General features: G+C 73.8%; 17 protein-coding genes and 1 pseudogene. 9 read left to right on the top strand and 9 right to left on the bottom strand.

Annotated elements, in window-relative coordinates:
* Nucleotide 1: 1 nt before the first annotated feature.
* On the bottom strand, nucleotides 2-1,012 hold the full coding sequence (locus tag Phou_RS31370) for a class I SAM-dependent methyltransferase (protein ID WP_173062681.1): 1,011 nt from the start codon (nucleotides 1,010-1,012) through the stop codon (nucleotides 2-4).
* Between the two features lie 103 nt (nucleotides 1,013-1,115).
* Between Phou_RS31370 and Phou_RS31365 the strand changes: the two genes are divergently transcribed.
* Genes Phou_RS31365 through Phou_RS31350 form a run of 4 tightly spaced genes read left to right on the top strand, consistent with a single transcriptional unit; the run spans nucleotide 1,116 to nucleotide 4,199 of the window.
* Complete coding sequence (locus Phou_RS31365; protein WP_173062678.1) at nucleotides 1,116-1,538, top strand: TOBE domain-containing protein; 423 nt, start codon at nucleotides 1,116-1,118, stop codon at nucleotides 1,536-1,538.
* A complete protein-coding gene (modA, locus tag Phou_RS31360; protein WP_173062675.1) occupies nucleotides 1,535-2,326 on the top strand; it encodes a molybdate ABC transporter substrate-binding protein in 792 nt (263 codons plus the stop codon). Before Phou_RS31365 ends, modA begins: the two co-directional genes overlap by 4 nt.
* Nucleotides 2,323-3,132, top strand: coding sequence for an ABC transporter permease (locus Phou_RS31355; protein ID WP_173062672.1), 810 nt, complete (start codon nucleotides 2,323-2,325; stop codon nucleotides 3,130-3,132). Before modA ends, Phou_RS31355 begins: the two co-directional genes overlap by 4 nt.
* On the top strand, nucleotides 3,129-4,199 hold the full coding sequence (locus Phou_RS31350; RefSeq protein ID WP_173062669.1) for an ABC transporter ATP-binding protein: 1,071 nt from the start codon (nucleotides 3,129-3,131) through the stop codon (nucleotides 4,197-4,199). Before Phou_RS31355 ends, Phou_RS31350 begins: the two co-directional genes overlap by 4 nt.
* Nucleotides 4,200-4,203: 4 nt before the next feature.
* On the opposite strand, the gene Phou_RS31345 is transcribed toward Phou_RS31350, so the two are convergent.
* A complete protein-coding gene (locus Phou_RS31345; protein WP_246273983.1) occupies nucleotides 4,204-5,484 on the bottom strand; it encodes a glycoside hydrolase family 6 protein in 1,281 nt (426 codons plus the stop codon).
* A gap of 73 nt (nucleotides 5,485-5,557) precedes the next feature.
* The gene (locus Phou_RS31340; RefSeq protein ID WP_173062663.1) at nucleotides 5,558-6,025 is read right to left on the bottom strand and encodes a carboxymuconolactone decarboxylase family protein; all 468 of its coding nucleotides are present in this window, start codon (nucleotides 6,023-6,025) and stop codon (nucleotides 5,558-5,560) included.
* 134 nt (nucleotides 6,026-6,159) lie between these two features.
* Between Phou_RS31340 and Phou_RS31330 the strand changes: the two are divergent.
* Together Phou_RS31330 and Phou_RS31325 are read left to right on the top strand one after the other, a co-directional pair.
* Nucleotides 6,160-7,328, top strand: a pseudogene (locus Phou_RS31330) (FAD-dependent monooxygenase).
* On the top strand, nucleotides 7,310-7,780 hold the full coding sequence (locus Phou_RS31325) for an aromatic-ring hydroxylase C-terminal domain-containing protein (RefSeq protein ID WP_173062654.1): 471 nt from the start codon (nucleotides 7,310-7,312) through the stop codon (nucleotides 7,778-7,780). Before Phou_RS31330 ends, Phou_RS31325 begins: the two are co-directional and overlap by 19 nt.
* Before the next feature lie 7 nt (nucleotides 7,781-7,787).
* Here the strand turns inward: Phou_RS31325 and Phou_RS31320 are convergent, their stop codons facing one another.
* Both Phou_RS31320 and Phou_RS31315 read right to left on the bottom strand, forming a co-directional pair.
* A complete protein-coding gene (locus tag Phou_RS31320) occupies nucleotides 7,788-7,997 on the bottom strand; it encodes a DUF2795 domain-containing protein (protein ID WP_173062651.1) in 210 nt (69 codons plus the stop codon).
* Between the two features lie 100 nt (nucleotides 7,998-8,097).
* Nucleotides 8,098-8,760 carry a DUF4360 domain-containing protein gene (locus Phou_RS31315; protein ID WP_173062648.1) on the bottom strand — a complete coding sequence of 221 codons (663 nt, stop codon included), beginning with the start codon at nucleotides 8,758-8,760 and terminating at the stop codon, nucleotides 8,098-8,100.
* Between the two features lie 473 nt (nucleotides 8,761-9,233).
* On the opposite strand from Phou_RS31315, the gene Phou_RS31310 reads away from it, so the two are divergent.
* A complete protein-coding gene (locus Phou_RS31310; protein ID WP_173062645.1) occupies nucleotides 9,234-9,896 on the top strand; it encodes a DUF4360 domain-containing protein in 663 nt (220 codons plus the stop codon).
* Nucleotides 9,897-10,016: 120 nt separating this feature from the next.
* Here Phou_RS31310 and Phou_RS31305 read toward each other — a convergent pair whose 3' ends face one another.
* Together Phou_RS31305 and Phou_RS31300 are read right to left on the bottom strand one after the other, a co-directional pair.
* On the bottom strand, nucleotides 10,017-11,273 hold the full coding sequence (locus Phou_RS31305) for a M48 family metalloprotease (protein WP_173064818.1): 1,257 nt from the start codon (nucleotides 11,271-11,273) through the stop codon (nucleotides 10,017-10,019).
* 63 nt (nucleotides 11,274-11,336) lie between these two features.
* Entirely contained in the window at nucleotides 11,337-13,673 is a 2,337-nt protein-coding gene (locus tag Phou_RS31300) for a tetratricopeptide repeat protein (RefSeq protein ID WP_173062642.1), read from the bottom strand.
* Nucleotides 13,674-13,880: 207 nt separating this feature from the next.
* Between Phou_RS31300 and Phou_RS31295 the strand changes: the two genes are divergently transcribed.
* On the top strand, nucleotides 13,881-15,815 hold the full coding sequence (locus Phou_RS31295) for a S8 family serine peptidase (RefSeq protein WP_173062639.1): 1,935 nt from the start codon (nucleotides 13,881-13,883) through the stop codon (nucleotides 15,813-15,815).
* A 108-nt stretch (nucleotides 15,816-15,923) separates the two neighbouring features.
* Here Phou_RS31295 and Phou_RS31290 read toward each other — a convergent pair whose 3' ends face one another.
* Nucleotides 15,924-16,844, bottom strand: a complete 921-nt coding sequence (locus Phou_RS31290; protein WP_173062636.1) for a zinc-binding dehydrogenase — start codon at nucleotides 16,842-16,844, stop codon at nucleotides 15,924-15,926.
* Between the two features lie 121 nt (nucleotides 16,845-16,965).
* Between Phou_RS31290 and Phou_RS31285 the strand changes: the two genes are divergently transcribed.
* A complete protein-coding gene (locus Phou_RS31285) occupies nucleotides 16,966-18,039 on the top strand; it encodes a hypothetical protein (RefSeq protein WP_173062633.1) in 1,074 nt (357 codons plus the stop codon).
* Nucleotides 18,040-18,116: 77 nt separating this feature from the next.
* Here the strand turns inward: Phou_RS31285 and Phou_RS31280 are convergent, their stop codons facing one another.
* A complete protein-coding gene (locus Phou_RS31280) occupies nucleotides 18,117-18,800 on the bottom strand; it encodes a fibronectin type III domain-containing protein (RefSeq protein WP_173062630.1) in 684 nt (227 codons plus the stop codon).
* Nucleotides 18,801-18,844 lie beyond the last annotated feature (44 nt).

The raw sequence follows: 18,844 nt of genomic DNA, 5'->3' as shown, positions 1-18,844 counted from the left end.
GTCAGGGCCGCCGGCGGCCGACGGCGAGGAAGCGGTGCGGCGCGTCGTCGTAGACGCTCAGCCGCCACCCGGTCCGCTCCATGGCCGCGCGCAGCGGCCCCTCGCCGAGCGGGTCGTCGGGACGCACGGCGTGGCCGTGGCGGGCGGCGAGCGCGGCGCGGCCGGAGGGGTGGAAGAGCACGAGCCGGCCGTCCGGGCGGGTGATCCGGGCGAGCTCGGTGAGGCCGGTCGCGGGGTCGCTCAGGTGGGTGATCAGCCCGGCGGCGAGGACCGCGTCGACGCGGGCGGCGCCGACCGGCAGGCGGTGGGCGTCGCCGAGGAGCAGGACCGCGCCCGCCACCTCCGCCCGGGGGCGGGCGACGGCCAGCATCTGCGGGGTCAGGTCCAGGCCGATGACGGTACCGGTGGGGCCGACCGCCTCGCGCAGGGCCGGCAGCGCCCGGCCGGTGCCACAGCCGGCGTCGACGACCACGCCGCCCGGCGGGATGCCGGCATCGGCGACGGCCGCCGCGTACGCCGGCAGGTCGTCACCGAACTTCGTGTCCCAGGTGTGCGCGCGGGCGGCGAAGAACGCCCTGGACTCCGTCACGTACCAGTGGCCGTGGCGGGCCAGCCGGGCGGTGAGGTGCCGGATCACCGGCCAGCCGGGGTCGTACATGTCGACCACGATGTCGGCGTCCTGGTGCCGCTCGGCGGGCCGGCCCCCGCCGGCGACAGGCGTGCGCAGCCAGATCACCACGTCCCACCGCCCGGCCGGCGGGCGCTCGCGCCACCCCGGACCATCGGCGAGCGCGATCCCGCCGGAGGGCCGGCCGTTGTCCGGGGTGAGGCGGGCACAGGCGCGTCCCGCGGCGCGCAGCGTCTCCGCCAGCCGGTCGGCGACCATCCGGGTGTGCGCGCCACCGTCGACGACGACCGACGGGGCGCCGTCCGGGATCGCGGCGGCGAGGTGGGCCAGCACCTCCGACCAGCGGCGTGCCTGCTCGTCGGTCAGCTGCGGTCGAGCGGCCATCTCACCATCATGCAGTTGCGGCGCCAACGAGTCCAGCACCCTGGACGATGCGAACCAAACTGGCCTGTTTGCATGGCATGTGCTGGGGGCTAGGCTGCTCGGTGTGACGGTGTTTCGGATTGGTGAGGCCGCCGAGCTGCTCGGGGTCAGCGCGGACACGGTGCGCCGGTGGGTCGACGCGGGCCGGCTCGCCGCGGGCCGGGACGAGCACGGGCACCGGGTCATCGCCGGCGCCGACCTCGCCGGCTTCGTGCGGTCGCAGGCGGTCGACGGGGAGGAGCGCTCGGAGGAGTCCTCCGCGCGCAACCGGCTGCGCGGCATCGTCACCGCCGTCGTCAAGGACACCGTGATGGCGCAGGTGGACATCCAGGCCGGGCCGTTCCGGGTGGTGTCGCTGATGAGCCGCGAGGCGGTGGACGCGCTCGACCTCGAGGTCGGTTCGGTGGCCGTGGCGGTGATCAAGTCGACGACGGTGGTGGTGGAGCGGTCCGCACCCGCCGGCGGCAGAGGGAGGGCCAGCGCGTGAGCACAGGTGGCATCCGCGCCGGGCTGGCCGCGTTGGCCACGGTCGGGTTGCTGGCGGTGGCCGGCTGCGGTGCCGGCGACGAGCCGGCGGCGGGGGCGGACAGCTCGGCGGTGACCGGCGAGGTGACGGTGTTCGCGGCGGCGTCGCTGACCGAGTCGTTCACCCGGATCGGCGCGGACTTCGAGGCTGTCAACCCGGGCACGAAGGTCACGTTCAGCTTCGCCGGCAGCTCCCAGCTGGCCACGCAGATCAACCAAGGGGCCCCGGCGGACGTCTTCGCCGCCGCGTCGCCCACCACGATGAAGACGGTCACCGACGCGGGCAACGGCGGCGGCACGCCGGTCACCTTCGTGAGAAACCAGCTCGTCATCGCCGTGCCCAAGGCAAACCCCAAAGGGGTCACCGGCCTCGCCGACCTCACCGGGCCGGACGTGAAGGTCGCGCTCTGCGCCGAGCAGGTGCCGTGCGGCGCCGCCGCCAGGAAGGCACTCGACGCGGCCGGCGTGCGGCTGACCCCGGTGACGCTGGAGCAGGACGTGAAGGCGGCACTGTCCAAAGTGAAGCTGGGCGAGGTCGACGCCGCGCTGGTGTACCGCACCGACGTCAAGGCCGCGGCGTCCGATGTGGACGGCGTCGAGTTTCCGGAGTCGGCGGGCGCCGTCAACGACTACCCCATCGTGGTGCTGAAGGACGCGCCCCACAAGACCGCCGCGGACGCGTTCGTGGCGTACGTGCGGTCCGGCAAGGGCCAGGCCGTGCTGACCGCGGCCGGGTTCCAGGCACCGTGACGGCGGCGGGCGCGTCCCGGCGGGTCGGTGGGCGGGTGCCGCTGCCGCTCCTGGTACCCGCCGGGCTGGGCCTGCTCTTCCTCGTGCTTCCCTTGGCGGGGCTGCTGATCCGGGCGCCGTGGACCACGCTGCCGCAGCGGCTGACCGAGCCGGGCGTGCTCACCGCGCTGCGGCTGTCGCTGCAGACCGCCACCCTGGCCACGCTGCTGTGCCTCGTCCTCGGCGTGCCGCTCGCGTGGCTGCTGGCCCGCGTCCAGTTTCCCGGCCGCCGGCTGGTGCGGGCCCTCGTCACCGTGCCGCTGGTGCTGCCGCCGGTGGTCGGCGGCGTGGCCCTGCTGCTGGTGTTCGGGCGCCGCGGCATCGTCGGCAGCTGGCTCGACTCGGCGTTCGGCGTCACGCTGCCGTTCAGCACCACCGGCGTCGTGCTGGCCGAGGCGTTCGTCGCGATGCCGTTCCTGGTCATCGCCGTCGAGGGCGCGCTGCGCGGCGCGGACACCCGCTACGAGGAGGCGGCGGCGACGCTCGGCGCCGGCCGGTGGACCACCTTCACCCACGTGACGCTGCCGCTGGTCGCTCCCGGCGTCGCCGCCGGGGCGGTGCTGTGCTGGGCGCGGGCGCTGGGCGAGTTCGGTGCGACCATCACGTTCGCCGGCAACTTCCCCGGCCGGACGCAGACCATGCCCCTGGCCGTGTACCTCGCGCTGGAGACCGACCTGCAGGCCGCGATCGTGCTCAGCCTCATCCTGCTCGCCGTCTCCGTCACGATCCTCGCCAGCCTCCGCGACAAGTGGATCGCGAGCCCATGACCGCCCCCGCGCTGCTGGACGCGCACCTCGTCGTCGACCGCGGCACGTTCCGGCTGGACGTGCGCCTGGCCATCGACAAGGGCGAGGTGGTGGCGCTGCTCGGGCCCAACGGCGCCGGCAAGACCACGGCGCTGCGCGCGCTGGCCGGGCTGCAGCCGCTGACCGACGGGTACATCCGGGTGGACGGGCGTGACCTCGACCGGCCCGACCGTCGCGTGTGGACACCGACCGAGCGGCGGCCGATCGGCGTGGTCTTCCAGGACTACCTGCTCTTCCCGCACCTGTCCGCTGTGGACAACGTCGCGTTCGGGCCGCGCCGCCACGGCGTGCACCGCCACGACGCCCGCGAGCGGGCCGCGCGGTGGCTGGACCGGGTCGGGCTGGCCGAGCACGCCTCCCGCAAGCCGCGGCACCTGTCCGGCGGTCAGGCGCAGCGGGTGGCGCTGGCCCGTGCGCTCGCCGTCGACCCCGCCCTGCTGCTGCTCGACGAGCCCCTGGCCGCGCTGGACGCCCGCACCCGGCTGGACACCCGGGCGGAGCTGCACCGCCACCTCGCCGAGCACCCGGGCGCCACGCTGCTGGTCACCCACGACCCGCTCGACGCGCTCGTGCTGGCCGACCGGCTGGTCATCGTCGAGCACGGCGTGATCGTGCAGGAAGGCGACGCCGCCACCATCACCGCCCGGCCCCGCACCGACTACGTCGCCCGCCTCGTCGGCCTCAACCTCTACCGCGGCACCGCCGGCGGGCACACCGTCCGGGTCGCCGACGGGTTCGCGCTGTCCACCGCCGACCGGCTCGACGGCGACGCGTTCGTCGCGTTCCCGCCGTCGGCGGTGGCGCTGCACCCGCAGCGGCCCGAGGGCAGCCCGCGCAACGTCTGGCCGGCCACGATCACCGGTATCCAGCGCCACGGTGACAACCTGCGCATCCAGCTCGACGGGCCGATCGTGGTCGCCGCCGACATCACGCCGGCCGCCGCCGCCCACCTGCACCTCGTCCCCGGCCAGCCGGTGTGGGCGGCGGTCAAGGCCGCCGAGACCCGCGCCTACCCGGCGTCCGGGTAGGGGGTTACAGGGGCGGGTAGGCGTTCTGCATGAGCTGCTGGAACTGCGCCGGGAACCAGGCGCCGAACGGCGGCGCGCCGGCCAGCGCCCCGGTGTGGGTGCTGCTGCCCCGCGGCGGCCCGGTGAAGGTCGGGTCGCACATGCGGTCGAACGCGGCCGCGCCGGGAATCGGGATGCTCGCGCCGTCCGACTCGCCCGGCGGCTTGATCCACGCGTAGGCGTGGATGCCCTCGGCGGGTGCGGCGGTGGGCCGCTCCCCCAGGCCGGCGCCGGCCTGGTTGCAGTAGTTGCCCTTGGTCACGCGGCGGTCGATGCGCGACTCGTCGACGAAGACGTTCGGGTCCATCGACGTGGACGGCGCGACCGGCCGGGCCGGGCCGCCCCACCCGTTGCGGGACGTGTCGACCAGGAAGCCGATGCCGGCGGCGAAGCCGGCGAAGGTCACCTCGTCGTTGAACTGGTTCCAGTCCACCCAGCGCGAGTACCGGTACGGATAGACCATCGGGATGAACGGCTCGCGCAGCGCCGAGTAGTTGGCCGTGTTGGTGACGAAGCCGCGCACGGCCGCCGTGGTGCTGCCCGACGCCTGGGCGGCCTGTACCAGCAGGCTCACCGTGGGCGCGAGGTTGTCCTCCCAGCCGATCACGCCGTGGTGCGAGACGTCGAGGTAGTTGAAGACGTTGGGCAGCGCGCCGAGCGCCGCCAGCGCGTACCCGATCCCGTCGACGTAGCCGCGGTTGGCCAGCATCGTGTCGCAGAGCAGGGTCGCGCCGTACCGCCAGCCGGTGCTGGTGACCAGGTTCGGCAGCGAGTCCGGTTCGACGACGGTGACGATGCGCAACCCGGCGTAGGCGGGCCGGGCGAGGATCGCGGCGATCGGGTCGACGAACTCCGCCTTGTACCGCGGCAGGTCGCTCGCGCCCAGCTCGCCGTCCGAGGCCATCCGCCCGCAGTTGCGGCCGGGCAGGTTGTAGAGGACGACCTGGACCACCATCGGCTCGCCGGCCGCCTGCACGACCGCCTGGTCGAGGTGGGCGGCCAGGCCCATCGCGCCGGTGTCGCCGTGGACGGCCGCGATGCTGTCCAGCCAGATCGCGGTCGGCTGGTGCGCGACCCGGTCGCCGCCGGGCTCGGTGAGCGCCTTCGCGCTCCACTCGGGGTTGACGTACACCCGGGCGCCCTCGTACGGGTTGGCGGGCGTCGGCTGGCTCGCGGCGCCGGCGGTGCCGGAGGCGGCGGCGACCGCCAGCAGGGCGGTCGCGGTCGCGATGATGAAGCGCCTCATACCCACAAAGCGTTGCATAGAAGTTTGTCTATAACAACGCGCGCCCGTCATACGCGACCGCGACCCGCTCGCGTCAGGCCTTTCCGGCCTCCTGGCCCGCGGGCGGCTTGAGCACCATCGCGACGGTCATCCAGAAGCCGGCCGAGGCGAGCACCGTCATGAGGGTGGCCAGCGCCTTGTCGTCGTAGTGCTTGGCGACCTCGGCGTACAGGTCGTCGGGCACGCGCTCGCGGCCGCGTTCGGCCGGCTGGAACACGGCCTCGGTCAGCGCCAGCGCCGCCCGCTCGGCCTCGCTGAACCACGGCGCGTCCCACCAGGTCGCGACGGCGGCGATCCGGTCCTCGGGCTCGCCGGCCTTGCGCAGGTCCGTCGAGTGCCGGATCACCTGGTACGTATTGCCCACGATCTGGCCCGCCCGCAGGTAGACCAGGCTGCTGGTGACCGGCGGCACCGAGCCGTTTCCGGTGGCCTTCGCCAGCGCGCCGGCGACCTGGCCGATCTCGGGCAGGTGCGTGTTGATGTCAGGTATGCGCGGTCCCATCGTGCGTCCTCCCGTGAGGTTCGAAGCGGTCTCTCGCTTCCCTGACGGATGCCGGCGGGCAAAGGTCTCACGCACCCGATGGATCGATATCCGTCTCTTTACTCGGTCGTTCGCCGCGGAGTACCTTCCTGCGTATGCGGCACGTGGAGACTCCGGTGCTGGTGGTGGGCGGCAGCCTCGTCGGCCTGTCCACGTCCCTGTTCCTGGCCCACCACGGCGTCGAGCACCTGGTCGTCGAGCGCCATCCCGGCACCGCGATCCACCCCGCGCGGCGTTCCTGATGCAGCGGACGGTGGAGCTGTACCGCGGGGTGGGGCTGCAGGAGGAGGTGGTCGCGGCCGCGGAGCGCGAGTTCGCGCAGAACGGCGCGATCGTGGCGGTCGACTCGCTCGGCGGGCGCGAGCTGCAGTGGTTCTTCGAAAACATCAACGCGGGCGTCGAGCACCTGAGCCCGTCGCCGCGGATCTTCGTGACCCAGATCGGGCTGGAGCCGGTGCTGCGCGCGCGGGCCGCCGAGCTGGGCGGGCAGCTGCGGTACTCCTGCGAGGTCGTCTCGCTGCGGGCCGAGGAGGCCGGCGTCACCGCGGTCGTGCGCGACCGGGGCACCGGCGAGGAGTCCACCGTCCACGCCGCGTACGCGGTGGCCGCCGACGGGGTGCGCGGCGCGGTCCGCGGCCAGCTGGGCATCGGGACGGCCGGGCACGGCACGTTCTCCGACAGCATCACGATCTACTTCCGCGGCGACGTGCGCCCGCTGCTGCGCGGCCGCAACCTCAGCGTCGTCTACGTGGTTGGCCCGCGCCTGCAGGGCTTCTTCAGGTTCTCCTTCGACGGCCGGTCGGGCTTCCTGGTCGTCAACACGGCCGTGGACGGCGACGGGCGGCGCACGACGGCGATCGGGCAGAACGCGACCGAGGCGGACTGCGTCCGGTACGTGCGGGAGGCGCTCGGCGCGCCCGACCTGCCGGTCGAGATCGAGGACGTGCAGCGGTGGAACGCCGCCGCCGAGTGGGCCGAGCGGCTGCGCGCCGGCCGCGTCTTCCTCGCCGGCGACTGCGCCCACGTGATGCCGCCGACGGGTGGCTACGGCGGCAACACCGGCGTGCACGACGCGCACAACCTGGCGTGGAAGCTCGCGTACGTGCTCGACGGGCGGGCCGGCACCGAGTTGCTCGACACGTACGAGGCGGAGCGGCTGCCGGTCGGGCGGCTGACGGTCGAGCAGGCGTACACGCGCTACGTGACCCGGCTGGATCCGGGCTGGGCACCGACGGCCTCGATCCGGTGGTTGACGACGCGCTGATCGACCTCGGGTACCGCTACCGGTCCAGGTCGATCCTGGAGGACGGCCCGGACGACGGCGCGGCGTGGGAGGACCCGCGGGCGCCGAGCGGGCGGCCGGGCGTGCGCTGCCCCCACGTGAGCGTGCGGCGCGCCGGCACCGAGCTGTCCACATTGGACGTCATCTGCCGCGACGCGGTGCTCTTCACCGGCCCGGACGGCGCCGCGTGGGCGCCGGCCGCGGTGGCCGCCGCCGAGCGGCTGGGCGTGCCGCTGGACGTGTGCCGGGTCGGCGACGGCGGCGACGTGGCGGATCCGGGTGGCGGGTTCACCACGGCGTTCGGCCTCGGACCGGGTGGCGCCGCGCTCGTGCGCCCGGACGGCGTGGTCGCGTGGCGGGCCCACGACCCCGTCGCCGACCCCGGGGCCGCGGTCGGCGCCGCCCTGGCACGCACCCTCTGCCGCCCCTGGTAGGGCCCGCTCAGCCGGGCTCGGGGGTGCCGAGCGCCTCCGCCGCCTCGTCCAGGGCGTACTCCCCTTCGGGCAGCGCGTCGAGTCGGGTGCGCAGGTCGGCGGGAAGGTCCGCGGCGAGGGCGTGCCGCAGGATGTCGTCGCGGGTCGCCCGTTCCTGCGCGGCGTACACGCCGTCCAGCAGCCGCGCCAGCGAGCGGTCGCCCGTTTCGTCCGTCATGATCTGCGGCCTACCCCCGCCGGTCCGGCCCAAACGCACGACGGCGCGGTGGTCACCAAGGGCCGTCGGTGACCACCGCGCCCAGCCGGCGGCTGGGGGATCAGCACCGCCGCCAGGTGAAGGTGAACAGGGTGTCGACGTCACCTTCGCTCGAGCTCATCGAGATGCTGTTGCGCCTGGTCGAGCTGCCCTCGTCCACCCGCAGCTCGGTGTTGACGTTCAGGATCCGCTGCTCCTCGCAGGGCTTGTAGACCAGCGCGTACGCCTTGTCGTCGGCCCGCCAGGCACCGTTCAGGGGGCCGGCGAAGGTGTGGTCCGCCTGGTTGTTCTCCGACGAGCCCTGCCAGTAGTAGTTGGTGCGGTGCAGCGCGGTGGCGCCGCTGTCCAGCCGGGCACGGCCGCGGTACTCGGCCGAGGCGACCGCGAACGTCCAGCCCGGCGGGACCGTCACCAGCAGGGCGGCCTGGCAGTTCTTGCGGCGGTCGGTGATGTCGACGCTCCCGCCGGCCTCGGCGACGAAGCTGCTGTACCTGAGCCGGAAGCCGGTCCGGTCCGAGTTGGTGATGACGCGCACGGTCCCGGGCGGGCAGCCCGAGCCGTTGGCCGCCACCACGTCGATGTGGATCGCGTCATCCGGGACCGCCTCCACCTCGGCCGCCGAGCCGGTGACCCCGGCATAGGCGGACCCGGCCAGAGACAGTGCCAGTGCCACAGCGAGCGCGACGGTGATCGCGCGTCCGGCGCCGATCGGTCCTACCGTCATGGGATCTCCTCAGGTTGGGAAAACTGATTGATGACTCCGCGCCGCGCACCTTGTCGCCGGACAGCCTCGCGCCGACCCTCGGTCGCGAGGAAGCTGGAGACGACTGGTGGCCGCCTGGGGTTTGGGCGTCTCGCGTGGGATCGTAGCCAGCCGTTTACAGATCACACAAGACATTGATGCCTGTCATATCGAAAATAGACGTCGAAATAATGTTACGACTGCGAACAGCGCCGCGATTGCTAGATCAAAACGGAAGTACTCGCGGAAAACGTCCGGCGATCTGGCCTGATATCGGTTGATTGGCACCTTAGATCAGACTTGGCGGACCGCATCGCGGCGCACCTTTAATTAGAAGGATTCATTAATGATTGAATCAGGGCAGCATGCCCACAATCAGCCATTGATATCCTTCAATTCGACTTATAACATTGGCCGGCGCGCGCGCATCATCGCACCGCTTCGAAAGGAGTCCCATGCGTAAGCTATTGGTGCGTAGTGGTGTTGTACTGGCGCTGTTGACCTCCTCCCTGATCGGCTCGACGCCCGCATCCGCCGAGGGCTTCCTGGACGAGCCGATCCCGCCGCCGGCAGACCAGGTCGTGATCGACCTCATCGCGATGGCGGGCTCCGGTTGCCGCCCCGGCACCGCGGATGTGGCGGTTTCGCCGGACAACACCGCCTTCACCGTCATCTACAGCGACTACCTGGCGCAGGCCGGCCCGGGCCTGCCGGTCGCCGACGGACGCAAGAACTGCCAGATCAACGTGCTCGTCCACGTGCCGCAGGGCTTCACCTTCGCGATCGCCAAGGTGGACCACCGCGGGTACGCGCTGGTGGAGCGCGGCGCCACCGCGATCCAGCGGGCCAACTACTACTTCCAGGGCATGTCGCAGGGCAGCTTCACCACACACCCGCTCACCGCGCCGCTCGACGACAACTGGATCGCCACCGACGAGGTGGAGGTCGCCGCCCTGGTCTGGCGACCCTGCGGCGAACTGCGCAACCTGAACATCAACACCGAGCTGCGCGTGTCCCGGGGCTCCTCGACCGGCACCAGCTTCGTGACGATGGACTCGACCGACGGCGACATCTCGACCGTCTACCACTTCAAGTGGCAGCGCTGTAACCAGCGCTGAGGCCCGACACTCCACACAGGAGTTGCCCGGGGGATCGCCGGCCGGCAGCCGTCGGCGGTCCCCCGGTCACCGCGAGTCCCGCCGCGCGGACCGCCCTCCGGACGGGGAGCCGGCGGCGACTCAGCCGCCCCAGCTGACGTCGCGGGCGACCCGCTCGTAGTGCTTGGCGAGCTCGCGGTCGACCTCTTCGGCCCGGCCCTCGGTCAGGGTGACCGCCGGGCTGTGTGCTGGGCGCTCCCGGATCATCCGCGCGCGCAGCCCCGAGGGCGGGTGCGAGGCGAACAGCGACGGCTCGTCGCGGACCGACAGCTGGCGCAGCGCCGCCAGCCGCTCGCTCGCCGACAGCCGCGCCTCGTCCGCCGAGCGGCGCCACTGCGCGGGGCCGTGGCCGGCCCGCATGTCGCGGCGCACGACCATCTCGACCGAGTCGAAGACCACGAGCGCGTCCTGCAGGCTGGCGGCCGCCGCCGAGCCGCCGGCCCGCGCGGAGAGCTGGTCGGCGAGGTACTCGGCGCGCTGGGCGTCCCGCTGGCCGAGCCAGAGCAGCACCACGTGCGCGCCGAACAGCAGGCGCGACAGCATCCGCTGGAGCACCTCGGCCAGCAGCGTCGCCGGCCCGTTGTTCTCCACCATGCTGGAGCTGACCGGGCGCACGAGATCGGCCGCCTCGCCCAGCATCGTGAACGCCGGCTGGGTCAGCAGGCCGCGGCGCACGTCGCCGTTGACGAAGTGGCCCAGCTCGTGGCCGAGCAGGGCGACCCGCTCCTGCGGCGGCAGGGTCGCCCACAGCGGCAGGCCGAGGCACAGCGCCCGCCGGCGGCGGATGCCGATCGAGGTGGCGTAGGCGGAGAAGCCGTCGTTGACCGCCAGCACCGCAGGCGCCGGCGCGTCGACCGCTGCCGCCACCTCGTCGACCAGCCTGAACAGGGCCGGCGCCCGATCGCGGTCGAGCACCACGGCGGACGGGTCGAGGCGGCCGAACCGCGGACGCAGCATGAACGCCAGGCCGATCGCCGCGAGGCCGAACGGGATGGTCAGCGTCGGGAAGTCGTGCACGACGAGCCACACGCCGAACGCGGCGAGGAACGCGACGAAAGCCAGCAGCACCACCGAGGCGGCCACCGTCGCCACCCGGGCGAACCCGCCGCCGGAGCGGTCGGGGCCGCCGGCGAGCAGGCGGGTGAACTGGCCGCGGGTCAGGCGCGTCGCGAGGCGGTGCGTGCGCCGGTCGATCCATCGCCACCCGAACTCGGGGCGGCGGCGGTCCGGCTCGTACAGGTCGAGGTTCCACTCGCAGCTCGGACACCAGGGCACGGCGCCGGAGACGGACACGGTGGTCGACGGGCAGCGGGCGCAGACGCCGGCGAGCGTGGGCATCACGGCGTCTGAAGGTACGGCATCGGCCCGCACCGCCGGTACCCCCGAAATGGCGGCCCGGTCTCAGACGGCCGCGACCTTGGCGCGGATCTCGGCCGCCCGCGGGTGTCCCAGTCCGTCCAAGATGGACACCGCGGCGTGCCAGGCCTCGCGGGCGGCCGCGGCGTCGCCCGTCGCCTGGTGCGTGTCGCCGACGTGGTCCAGCGTGTCGGCCTCGTAGAACTGGTCGCCGAACTCGCGGAACAGCTCCAGCGCCAGCCGGTAGCTTTCCAGCGCCTCGTCGAACCGGCCCAGGTGGTGGTAGGCGTACCCGATGCTGTCCCAGGTGCTGGCCTCGCCGTGCCGGTCGCCGGTCAGGCGCAGCAGCCGGATCGCCTCCTGGCAGTCGGTCAGCGCCGCGTCGAACTCGCCGACCAGCGCGTGGTACCAGCCGACCGAGTTGTACGCGTACGCCAGCCTGGCCTGGTCGTCGGTGTCGCGCAGCAGGTCGCGGCTGCGCGCGGCGTGTTCCAGGGCGTCGCGCGGGCGCCCCTCGCGTTCGAAGGTCATGCAGAGGCTGCGGTGGCAGCGGGCCTGGCCGGGCACGTCGCCCATCTCGCCGTACAGCTCCAGGGCCTGGCGGGCGTGCGCGCGGCTGTCGTCGTACCGGTCCAGCCAGGCGTACGCGCCGATCAGGTCGCGGTGGATCCGCGCCAGCCACGCGCGGTCGTCGAGCTGGCCGGCGGCCTCCAGCGCGATCCGCAGCCCGGCCAGCCAGTCCTCCCAGTGCCCGCGCAGGTGCTGGTACCAGCCGACGGCCCAGCCGAGGTGGCAGGCCTGGGCGGGAAAGCCCCGCTCCCCGGCCGTCCCGATCGCCGCGGTGAGCACCGGGTACTCGACGGAGTACCAGGCCAGGGCGGCGTTGAGGTCGGCGAGCGGCTCCGGCACGGCACCGGCGACCGGTGGCGGCGGCTCGACCGGGTCGCGCAGCGCGTCGAGCAGCATGGTGGCGGTGTTCGCGGTGCGCGTGTAGTGGTCCAGGACCCGCGCGAGGCCGCCGTCCGCGCCGGAGGACTCGGCGAGCTCGACCGCGTACGCGCGGAGAAGGTCGTGGCAGGCGAAACGGCCGGGGCGGTGCTCGGTGAGCAGGTTGGCCCGGGTCAGCTCGCGCAGCAGCGCCTCGGCCTCGGTGAGCGGGACGGCGGCGAGGCTGGCCGCCGCGGCGAGGCCGATGTCGGGCCCCGGGTGGACGCCGAGCAGCCGGAACAGGCGGGCGGCGCGGTCCGGCAGCATCCGGTACGACCAGGACAGCACGCTGCGCACGTCGGCGGCGGCGTCCCCGGCGGCGAGGGCGTCGAGCGGGCGCCCGAGCTCGGCGGCGAGCCGGGGCAGCGGCACCTCGTCGGCGACCGCGCGGGCCGCCGCCACGGCCAGGCCCAGCGGCAGCCCACCGCACCGCTGGACGATCCGGGTCACCGCCTCGGCGTGCGCGGCGACGTGCGCGGGCCCGAGCCGGGCGGCGAGCATCTCGGTCGCCTCCTCGGTCGACATCACCGCGAGCCCGACCGCCCGCGCGCCGTCGACGGCCACCAGCCCGGTGAGCCGATTTCGGCTGGTGACGATCACGGCGCAGCCGGGTGAGCCGGGCAGCAGCGGGCGGACCTGCGCGGCGTCGCCGGCGTTGTCCAGCAGCACCAGCACCTGGCGGGTGGCCAGCCGGCTGCGGTAGAGGGCGGTCCGCTCGTCCGGGTCGGCCGGGATCTGCGCGGCCGGCACGCCGAGGGCGACCAGGAAGCCGTGCAGCGCGGTCGCCGGGTCGAGGGGCGTGCCGGCAGGGTCGAACCCGCGCAGGTTGACGTAGAGCTGGCCGTCGGGGAACTTGTCGGCCACCCGGTGCGCCCAGTGCACGGCGACGGTCGTCTTGCCGACGCCGGCGGTGCCCGAGATGGCCGCGACCCGGGCGCCCGCGCCGCCCAGCAGCAGGTCCAGGGCGGCCAGCTGTTCCACCCGGCCGGCGAAGGCGGGCGCGTCCGCGGGCAGCTGGCGCGGTGCGGCGGGCAGGGCCGGGCGGACCCGGCCGGTGCCTTCGGGCTCCGGCTCGGCCGGCGGCGCCGCCGGCGCGGCCTGCCGGTCGGCCGCGCCGCGGCGCTCGGCCACGCGGTCCCGGGCTGTGGCGAGGATCCCCTGCTCCGCCGGTGTCGCGCCGAGCAGCCGGATCAGCGTGTCGAACCGGCTGGTGGACGGCAGCACCTGCCCGGAGAAGTAGCCGCCGATGACGCCGACGGACCACCCGGTCTTGGCGGCCAGCTCGCGGTAGGTCAGCTCGGGAAGGGCACGCTCGCGGGCCTCCCTGCGGCGCAGCTGGCGCAAGGCCCGCGCCAGGTCCGCCAACGTGTCGATTTCGGACAGCACCACACGCATCCCCCAACCCGCCCGTTAGGTCGGTCACCCACCCCGCCCACAAGGATAGAACGCTGTCAATTGCGCCCGACCCGCCTCTATCAGATCCATGACAGCGCCATGTTCGGTGCCGTCCGGCGGTGTCCAGTATCCCGGGCGCCCCGGCCACGAATTCGTGTAACTCAATACATCCGTTGACGCATCCGAATTTCGGAGCGAGGAGTATTCATGTTGTTGGGACGAAGGACCGTACCCCGCCTGCTGGTCACCGCCCTGGCCGGGGCGCTGGTCGCGAGCGCCCTGCCGGCGGCGGCGCAGGCCGCGCCCGCACCCGGCGGCACGCTGGCACCGCTGCGCGCCGCGACGGGCGAGCTGATCGCCGGCAGCTACATCGTCGTGTACAAAAAGGACACCGCCGCACCGGCCACGGCCCGCGTCGAGACCGGCGTCAGGTCGCAGGGCGGGCAGATCAGCCACCGGTACGACACGGCGCTGCGCGGGTTCGCCGCGAAGCTCTCGTCGACCGCCCTGGACCAGGTGCGGCGCGACCCGAACGTGGCGTACGTCGAGACCGACTCGGTCATGCGGCTCGAGGCCACGGCCAGCTGGGGCATCGACCGGATCAACCAGCGCGGCCGGACACTCGACGGCGTCTACGCGGCCAACTCCAACGGCACGGGCGTGCACGCCTACGTGATCGACTCGGGCGTGCGCACGACGCACAACGAGTTCGGCGGCCGGGCCACCCTGGACGCCAACGTCGTCGGCGACGGCCGCAGCGACGACTGCATCGCGAGCGGGCACGGCACCCATGTCTCCGGCACCGTCGGCGGCGCGACGACAGGTGTCGCGCGGTCGGTGCGGATCCACGGCGTGCGGGTCTTCGGCTGCGGGCGCACGACGCCGACCTCGACGGTCATCGCCGGCGTCAACTGGGTCACCAACAACGCGCAGTTCCCGGCGGTCATCAACATGAGCCTCGGCGGCTCCGCCTCCACCGCGATGGACGACGCCACGAACGCGGCGATCAACCGGGGCATCACCGTGGTCGCCTCGGCCGGCAACGAGGGCGCGGACGCGTGCGGCAACTCCCCGGCCCGGGTGCCGCGCGTCATCACGGTGGCCAACTCCACCAGCGGCGACGCCCGGTTCAACGGGGTGCTCGGCCCGTCGAACTTCGGCGCCTGCGTGGACCTCTTCGCGCCCGGTACCGACATCGTCTCGGCGCTGAACACCTCCGACACCGGCACCCGCGTGCTGACCGGCACGTCGATGGCCGCCCCGCACGTGGCCGGCGTCGCCGCGCTGTACCTCAACCGGCACGCCACGGCCAGCCCCCAGCAGGTGCGGGACGCCATCGTGCGCAACGCCACCGCCGGGGTCGTCACCGACGTCCAGGGCTCACCGAACCTGCTGCTCAACTCGACCCTGGACGCGGTCGCCGACGTCAACGGCGACGGCGTCACCGACTTCACGGTCTGGCGGCCCGCCAACGGCACCTGGTACGCCCGGAACCTGTTCTCCGCGCAGTGGGGCCTGCCCGGCGACGTGCCGGTCTCGGCCGACTACAACGGCGACGGGGTGACCGACATCGCGGTCTGGCGGCCGTCCGACGGCGTCTGGTACGTCGCGAACCAGTTCACCATCCAGTGGGGACAGTCGGGCGACATCCCGGTCCCGGCCGACTACAACCGCGACGGGGTGACCGACCTGGCGGTGTTCCGGCCCTCGAACGGAACCTGGTACGTGCGTGGCTTGTGGAGTGTGCAGTGGGGGCAGGCCGGTGACATCCCGATCGCGGCGGACTTCAGCGGTGACGGCATGGCCGAGGTGGCCGTCTTCCGTCCTTCCAACGGCACCTGGCACGTGCGCCTGCTCTGGTCCGTCCAGTGGGGACAGTCAGGAGACGTGCCGGTCGCGTCCGACTTCAACGGTGACGGGGTGGCCGAGGTGGCGGTCTTCCGGCCCTCCGACGGCATGTGGCACGTGCGCCTGCTCTGGTCCGTCCAGTGGGGACAGTCAGGAGACGTGCCGATCGCCGGCGACTTCAACGGCGACGCGCTCACCGACGTCGCGGTCTGGCGGCCCTCCGACGGGATGTGGCACGTCCGGCTGATCACCTCGGTGCAGTGGGGCCAGAACGGCGACATCCCGGCCTCCTGACCACAGCGACCCCGGCCGGTCGGGATCAGGCCGGGGTCTTCTCCTCCGCCGAATGGGGGGGTGGCCGCGCGGGCGACAACGCCCGCGCGGCTGCCGTTCACCCCGCCGTCAGTCCACGTGGAGCACGACCTTGCCACCGACCCGGCGGTGCAGCAGCGCCTCGATGGCCGCCGCGGGCTCGCGCCACGACGCTTCGCGCTCCACCTGCGGGTCCAGGCGCCCGGCGGCGACGAGCGCGCACAGCCGGCCGAGGTCGCCGCTGCCGCTGGCGTGCGCGGCGAGCTCGTCGGGAAGGTTCAGCGTGTAGATCCGCGCGCCGTACGACCGGTCGAACCGGCCCGCCCGGAACGTGACCGTCCCGTCGCCGTCGAGCGTGCCGACGTTCACCACGAGACCGCGCTTGGCCAGGTGCTCGATGGCCTGCGCGAAGGTCGCGCCGCCGACGCAGTCCAGGACGAAGTCGAAGTCGCTGTCGAGGGCTTCGACCACGGCGGCCGCGCCGAGGCTCCGCAACGTCCCGCCAGCCGCTGCCGCGTCGCGGACCAGCGCCGTGACCTGGGCGCCGCTGGCGTACGCGAGCTGGACCGCGATGCGGCCCACGCCGCCGGTCGCGCCGGTGACCAGCACCCGCTTGCCGAGCAGCAGGCCGGCGACCTCCAGCGAGCGCAGCGCCGTCAGGCCGGCGGTGGGCAGCGCGGCGGCCCGCGCGGCGGTGACCCCGTCCGGGATGGGCGCCAACCGGTCGGTGGGCACCGCGACGAGCTGCGCCCACGCACCACTGTGGACGATGCCGGCGACCCGGGTGCCCGCCGGCGGGCCGCTGCCGTCGGCGGCCGGGCGCTCGACCACACCGGCGAGATCCCAGCCGGTCGTCGCGCCCTCGGGCAGGTCCGGCAGGCGCAGCACCTCGCCGCGGTTCAGCGAGACGGCCCGCACCCGGACGAGAGCTTCGCCACCTTGCGGCACCGGGTCGACGACCTCGGTGAGCGTGACGTGCGGCGCGGCGGCGGTCGTGGTCAGGGCGAACATGGCCGGCACTCCCGATGGTCGATGCCGAGGGATCGGCGTGGAACGGTCGGCGTGGAACGGCGTGGACCGCCTCGATGGTGCGCGGCGGCGACAGGGCCGCCGCACGAGACGAGGAGGGCACGTGAGACTTCGTACCATGGCCACCGCCGCGGTGTTGGGCGCCGGGATCGCGGCGGCACCGGGGGCGGCGCACGCCGCGACCGGACCCACCGTGACGGTCGCAGGGGGTGTCGCTTCCGTCGCCGGCACCGCCGGTCGCGACCTGATCGGGGTGACGACGGACGCCGCCGGGCTGAGCGTCGACTTCGGACTGGACGGCACCGTCGACGCGCAGGTGCCCCGGTCCCGCTTCCGGGAGGTGCGGGTGCTGGCGGCGGCCGGCCTCGACGTGGTGAGCGGCCGCGGCGCCGGTGAGGTGCCGGTCACCCTCGACGCCGGACCGGACGCCGACGTCGTCACCGTGCTCGGCACCATCGGGCAGGACGGGGCGGACGACGCGCCCACCACCGTCGACGGCGGCGACGGGGACGACAACGTCCTCACCTCCACCCCGGGGCCGGTCACGGTCCTCGCCGGTGCGGGTGACGACCGGGTCACCGGCGGCGGCGCGGGTGCCGGCCGGCAGGCCGTGTCACTCGATGACGGCGACGACAGGTTCACCACCTCGCTCAACGCGTTCGCCGGCGACCGGCGCGACGATGTGGACGGTGGCGCCGGGCGGGACGTGCTGAGCATGGAGGGGAGCCTGTCCAGCGAGAGCGTCGGCATGTCCGCGGTCAAGGGTCGCCTGCTCGTCGCGCACGACTTCCGCAACCAGGTCGTGGCCGGCGGGGTCGAGGACGTGGCGTACATCGGCTTCGGCAGCGTGGACTCCAGCGGCAGCGGTGACGCGGTCGCGGTCAACGACCTGTCCGGCACCGGCGTCGTCCGCGTCACGGCCAACTTCAGCGCCGACCAGTCGAATGGGGCGCCCAACGGCAGCGCCGACACCCTCACCGTGCGCGGGACGCCGGGGGTCGACCGCATCACGGTCAGCGGCGCCAAGGCGGACGTGCTGGTCGCCGGGCTCCAGCCCATCGTGGCCGCCGTCTTCCTGCGGCCGGAGGACTTCCTGCTGATCGACACGCTGGCCGGCGACGACGTCGTGGACAGCTCGGGCCTGCAACCCGGCCTGGTGCAGTTGCTGGTCCGCTGACCGGCCACACGCGCTGGCACCGCCGCGGCGGTGCCAGCGCGTCCCCCCGTTGCCGGCCAGCGGTGCTCAGCGGCCGCTCACCCGAGCGGGATGGTGACGGTCAGCGGCGCGCTGCGCGCGGAGACGTCGTTGTCCGCGCTCAGCGCCTGCACGGTCAGGGTGTACGTGCCACCGGGCTCGACGGCGCAGTCGATGTGCACGAGCTGGAAGACGCTGACGCTGGTGGCCGGGACGCTGGACAGCACCGTGTCGCCGGACAGCACCTGGTACGACACGGGCGTGCCGTGGGTCGAGGCGTCCCACTCGATCCGGTCGAGCACGCCGCCGACGTGCACGGCGCGCAGGTTGGCCGGGGTGGTCGGTGGCGGCAGCGTACGCGCCGGCGTGGCGACCTGGACGGAGACCGCGGCGGAGCTGTTGCCGGCCAGGTCGACCGCGCGCACCGACGCCGTGTACGTGGTGCCCGGCGCGAGCCCGCCGAACCCCTGCGTGGGGCCGAACGCGCGGGCCTGCAGCGGACCGGTCGGCGTCTGCAGCGTCGTGTCGTAGAAGACGGTCCCGGAGTTGTCGGTCGAAGGGGTCCAGGCCAGCGTCACCCACGTGTGGCCCACGCTCTGGACGCGCAGGTTCGCCGGCGCGGTGGGCGGCACGCGGTCCGGCGGCGCCGCCCCGGCGGCCGTGGCCGGAGCGACCATGGCGGCACAGGCGGCGAGCGTGAGCCCGATCGTGGTCGAGACGATACGTCGGTGTGTGTCGGACATGCATGCCCCTCTTCCTGACCGCGGTGCGACGGACTTGCGACGGC

The organism is Phytohabitans houttuyneae (assembly GCF_011764425.1).
Lineage (GTDB): Bacteria > Actinomycetota > Actinomycetes > Mycobacteriales > Micromonosporaceae > Phytohabitans > Phytohabitans houttuyneae.
Note: the sequence above shows the minus strand (reverse complement) of the source record. Positions and strands in the feature narration are given on the sequence as shown.

Coding starts and splice junctions, on each gene's coding strand:
- Phou_RS31370 (WP_173062681.1), bottom strand. CDS start 1,012: ATGGCCGCTCGACCGCAGCTGACCGACGAGCAGGCACGCCGCTGGTCG.
- Phou_RS31350 (WP_173062669.1), top strand. CDS start 3,129: ATGACCGCCCCCGCGCTGCTGGACGCGCACCTCGTCGTCGACCGCGGC.
- Phou_RS31345 (WP_246273983.1), bottom strand. CDS start 5,484: ATGAGGCGCTTCATCATCGCGACCGCGACCGCCCTGCTGGCGGTCGCC.
- Phou_RS31340 (WP_173062663.1), bottom strand. CDS start 6,025: ATGGGACCGCGCATACCTGACATCAACACGCACCTGCCCGAGATCGGC.
- Phou_RS31320 (WP_173062651.1), bottom strand. CDS start 7,997: ATGACGGACGAAACGGGCGACCGCTCGCTGGCGCGGCTGCTGGACGGC.
- Phou_RS31315 (WP_173062648.1), bottom strand. CDS start 8,760: ATGACGGTAGGACCGATCGGCGCCGGACGCGCGATCACCGTCGCGCTC.
- Phou_RS31310 (WP_173062645.1), top strand. CDS start 9,234: ATGCGTAAGCTATTGGTGCGTAGTGGTGTTGTACTGGCGCTGTTGACC.
- Phou_RS31305 (WP_173064818.1), bottom strand. CDS start 11,273: ATGCCCACGCTCGCCGGCGTCTGCGCCCGCTGCCCGTCGACCACCGTG.
- Phou_RS31300 (WP_173062642.1), bottom strand. CDS start 13,673: ATGCGTGTGGTGCTGTCCGAAATCGACACGTTGGCGGACCTGGCGCGG.
- Phou_RS31295 (WP_173062639.1), top strand. CDS start 13,881: ATGTTGTTGGGACGAAGGACCGTACCCCGCCTGCTGGTCACCGCCCTG.
- Phou_RS31290 (WP_173062636.1), bottom strand. CDS start 16,844: ATGTTCGCCCTGACCACGACCGCCGCCGCGCCGCACGTCACGCTCACC.
- Phou_RS31280 (WP_173062630.1), bottom strand. CDS start 18,800: ATGTCCGACACACACCGACGTATCGTCTCGACCACGATCGGGCTCACG.